The organism is Cognatilysobacter lacus (genome assembly GCF_008274655.1).
GTDB lineage: Bacteria > Pseudomonadota > Gammaproteobacteria > Xanthomonadales > Xanthomonadaceae > Cognatilysobacter > Cognatilysobacter lacus.
The window spans coordinates 1-3,467 of sequence record NZ_VTRV01000205.1 but is presented as its reverse complement, the minus strand read 5'-3'; the positions used below and the strand labels follow the sequence as shown (position 1 = coordinate 3,467).

Annotated in this window: 4 protein-coding genes; all 4 read left to right on the top strand. The window is 59.5% G+C overall.

Annotation, left to right across the window (positions count from 1 at the left end; genetic code table 11):
• Window positions 1-81: 81 nt before the first annotated feature.
• Window positions 82-513 carry a hypothetical protein gene (locus FW784_RS13125; protein ID WP_149353776.1) on the top strand — a complete coding sequence of 144 codons (432 nt, stop codon included), beginning with the start codon at window positions 82-84 and terminating at the stop codon, window positions 511-513.
• A 38-nt stretch (window positions 514-551) separates the two neighbouring features.
• A complete protein-coding gene (locus FW784_RS13120) occupies window positions 552-1,163 on the top strand; it encodes a DUF2971 domain-containing protein (protein WP_205123629.1) in 612 nt (203 codons plus the stop codon).
• 57 nt (window positions 1,164-1,220) lie between these two features.
• Window positions 1,221-1,916 carry a DUF5677 domain-containing protein gene (locus FW784_RS13115; protein WP_149353774.1) on the top strand — a complete coding sequence of 232 codons (696 nt, stop codon included), beginning with the start codon at window positions 1,221-1,223 and terminating at the stop codon, window positions 1,914-1,916.
• A 912-nt stretch (window positions 1,917-2,828) separates the two neighbouring features.
• Window positions 2,829-3,386: a CPBP family intramembrane glutamic endopeptidase gene (locus FW784_RS13110; RefSeq protein WP_187770818.1), complete on the top strand. Its 558-nt coding sequence runs from the start codon at window positions 2,829-2,831 to the stop codon at window positions 3,384-3,386.
• The last annotated feature ends 81 nt before the right edge of the window (window positions 3,387-3,467 follow it).

Genomic DNA, 3,467 nt, shown 5'->3' with positions numbered 1-3,467 from the left:
GAAGAATCGAGAGCTGGGGCCTAACAATTCGTCCAAGCCGACGCCGCTTCGCGGCGCGGCTTAACTCAGGTGTTAGGCGCCATGGACAAGTACACGGCTGTTGAATGGACCAAGGCACTGCTCGCAACGCTCGGCGCGTTTATCGTCGCGGGCGTGGCCGCTGGCTTCGTTGCAGGTGCGCTCCACGTTTGGGCCACGCCGATAGAAGGCTTTGTCGCGGCTTTCGTTGTCGTTCTTGCCGCGTATGCGCTCGCGCCCAGCCTCAAGGTTCCGGCGGCGTCGCTGACCTTGGCGGTAGGTGCTGCAGCGGCTTGGAAGCTCATCGGGCACTCAGATTTTCCCGAAAGCTACGGCGAGCTCGCCTACCAACCTACCCAGATCCCCTTCCTTGCCACAATCGCGGGCGGGCTGCTGGCCTGGCTGATCGCTTGCTTGCTCGCATGGCGTCGGCGGCATTCCGGCTTGGCGCCTAACAATTCGTCCAAGCCGACGCCGCTTCGCGGCGCGGCTTAACTCAGGTGTTAGGCCCCCAGATGAGACTTTTTCACTTCTTGAACGAAGAGTTCGGCCTTAAGGATCTTCGCGAGAAGCGCCTGAAGATTTCCCGCGTGGCGCAGCTAAACGATCCTTTTGAGCTGCTCGCGGTTGATCTAGCGAAGGCTGAAAACCGAAAGCTTATTAAGGCGTGGAAGGGCACTTTTGGAAACCGGCACGGTCTCGTCTGCTTTTCTCGCTCGTGGCGAAATCCCGTCCAGTGGTCGCACTACGCCGATAAGCACAAGGGAATATGCCTCGGGTTCGATGTAGCAGACCATCTCCCGCGGCAGGTAGCGTACGTCACGTCTCGCTTCAACTGGCCTATCGAAATCGATGAAATATTTTCGGGTCAACTTCTTTTCACCAAGTTCGCTCATTGGAGCTACGAAGACGAATTTCGCATCTTCACAACTCTAGAAGATCCCGAGGATGATCTTCACTATATGAACTTCTCCAACGATCTAGTCCTAAGGCAGGTAATTGTCGGGTCTGAGTCAAGTATCACCCGCAGCGCCGTAGCGGACGCGCTTGGCCCCAGTCTCACAGGCGTTGAAGTCTTCAAAGCGCGGCCCCCATTTCGATCATTTCGTGTGGTAAGAAACAAAGACGCATCGCTGTGGGCCTAACAATTCGTCCAAGCCGACGCCGCTTCGCGGCGCGGCTTAACTCAGGTGTTAGCGGGCATGGAAAGAATTCAGCACGTGCTAGAGGAATGGAGCAAGACTCTGCCGACGCAGGTCAGCGTTGCCGATATGCTTTCGCGCTGCCCTATTGCACACAAATGGCGTGCGCCCTATCGCTCTGCGGTCATCCGCGAATCATTGGCTTGGCGCGTGTATGACCTCGGCCGACAGATACTGCTGTTGATGCAAAGCGGCCACGTCATGGGTGCTCGCATCCTGCTAAGGAGTACGTTGGAGACTGCCGCGCTCCTGATGTACCTCAACCAGAAGACCGAAGCAGTAGTGGCGGGAAGTCTTTCCTATCAAGACTTCGAGCAGCTCACAAAAAACCTCTTGGCCGGCTCAAAGAATGAAAGCACTCCAGCCGCTGCCGTAAACATCCTGACCGTTCTAGATAAGGCCGAAGGCAGTCACGCGGGAATTGTGGCAATTCACAAAGACTTGAGTGAAACGGCACATCCCAACTTCGATGGCGTCGTTTTTGCGTACTCGTCAGTGGATCCGCAGACCCACACGACCACCTTCGTCAACCGCGCGAGCGAACGATTCGGCGCTCGCTTGGAACCAGCGGTAATGTTCGTGCTCCTCGCATTCGAGTATCAGTACAGCCGAGTCTGGCCGCGCAGCATGGAAGCACTCGAGGCATGGCTCAGGGCAAACGATAGCCAACTGGAGAAAGCACATGCTGCCCGCTAACAATTCGTCCAAGCCGACGCCGCTTCGCGGCGCGGCTTAACTCAGGTGTTAGGCCTCGGTCGGTTCCCAGATCAGCTTGCTCGCGAGCCGCGCTCTTCCTGCTTCGGCAGTACCTCGAGCAAAGCCACAGCTCGCGTTGGCAGCTCATGCGCCTGCGCCGCCGCACGTCCAACCTGATTCCCGCGCTCGAACTCGCACGCGTCCGACCCTCTACATCGCGCTCGTCCTGGTGATCTCCGGACGCGCCGGGCGTCGGTGGCTGGCGGCGCTCACGACTTCGGCGGCATCCGCAACAGCCGGCCGCCCACTTTCCACGCCCCAGCCAGTGTCTCCCGCTTCGGTAGCACTGATGCGTCGGCTTGCTCAACGTGTCGGGCGAGTTCAAGCTTGGCCTAACAATTCGTCCAAGCCGACGCCGCTTCGCGGCGCGGCTTAACTCAGGTGTTAGGCCCCGTGGTGTTGGTTCACGGCGGCGTGCGCAGGTTGCGGTCGCACCGCCGCGTGTAGTTCCCGTCCAGCTTCGCCCTTTTTTCGTGGCGCCTGCCGGTTCGTCCTCGCCTTCGGCTATATCTGCCAAGGCTTCTCGCCGCCCGAGCATCCCGCGAACGTCTTCGGTCGGCAGCTGCGTTGAAGCGTTCTGGCGCGTGCGGTCTCACCTGCCGTAGCATCGCCGCAACCGTTGGGCTTCGGGTCGCGGTGTTCTCGCCGGGCCGGGGCCTAACAATTCGTCCAAGCCGACGTCGCTTCGTTCCGGCTTTGCAGTGGCAGGTAGAGCTTGCCACTGCAAAACCTCCACTACGCGCCGCGGCTTAACTCAGGTGTTAGGCATCAGGGGACACCATGTCGGCAAGTGAGATGTCTGAGAATAGGGTCGGGCTTCGCCGCCAATGGTCACTGTGTGCGCTCATGGTCTTGGCGGCATTCCTGCTCTGCGCCGCCACGGGAACGAGCTTTTCCTCTCTATTCCCTTCCCGCCTTTCCTTTTCCCAGGAAGCGATCGTTGCACTTGGCCTAAGTGCTATCGCGTGCCTCAATGCTTGGCTGGGCTACAAGCTGGCGTCGAAGCGCCCCGTCGCCAAACACACGATCGAGAGCTATAGCCGCTTGGATCTTCGCGGCTGGAATCCTCTCCTCCTCGCGCCCGCCGCCGGAATCGGAGAAGAGATCCTGTTTCGCGGCGCTCTGCAGACATTACTCGGGGTGTGGCTATCCTCGGCCCTCTTTGTTCTAGCCCACACCAAGGCGTATCGCTTTAACGGCTTGAGCCGTCGCGTTCTGCTCCAAGCGGCGGGCTTGTTCGCCGTCAGTCTCGTGCTCGCGGCAATCGCCCACTTCGCCGGTCTCGTCCCTGCCATCATCGTGCACACAGTGATCGATATCACCGGGCTTTACACGGTGCGGCATGTGATTGCACAGGGCCTGATGCCTAACAATTCGTCCAAGCCGACGCCGCTTCGCGGCGCGGCTTAACTCAGGTGTTAGGCCTCAGAGGAGCCATCATGAAACTCGCGACGATCCTTTCCTTCGCTCTCTTAGCCCTAAGCCACTCGG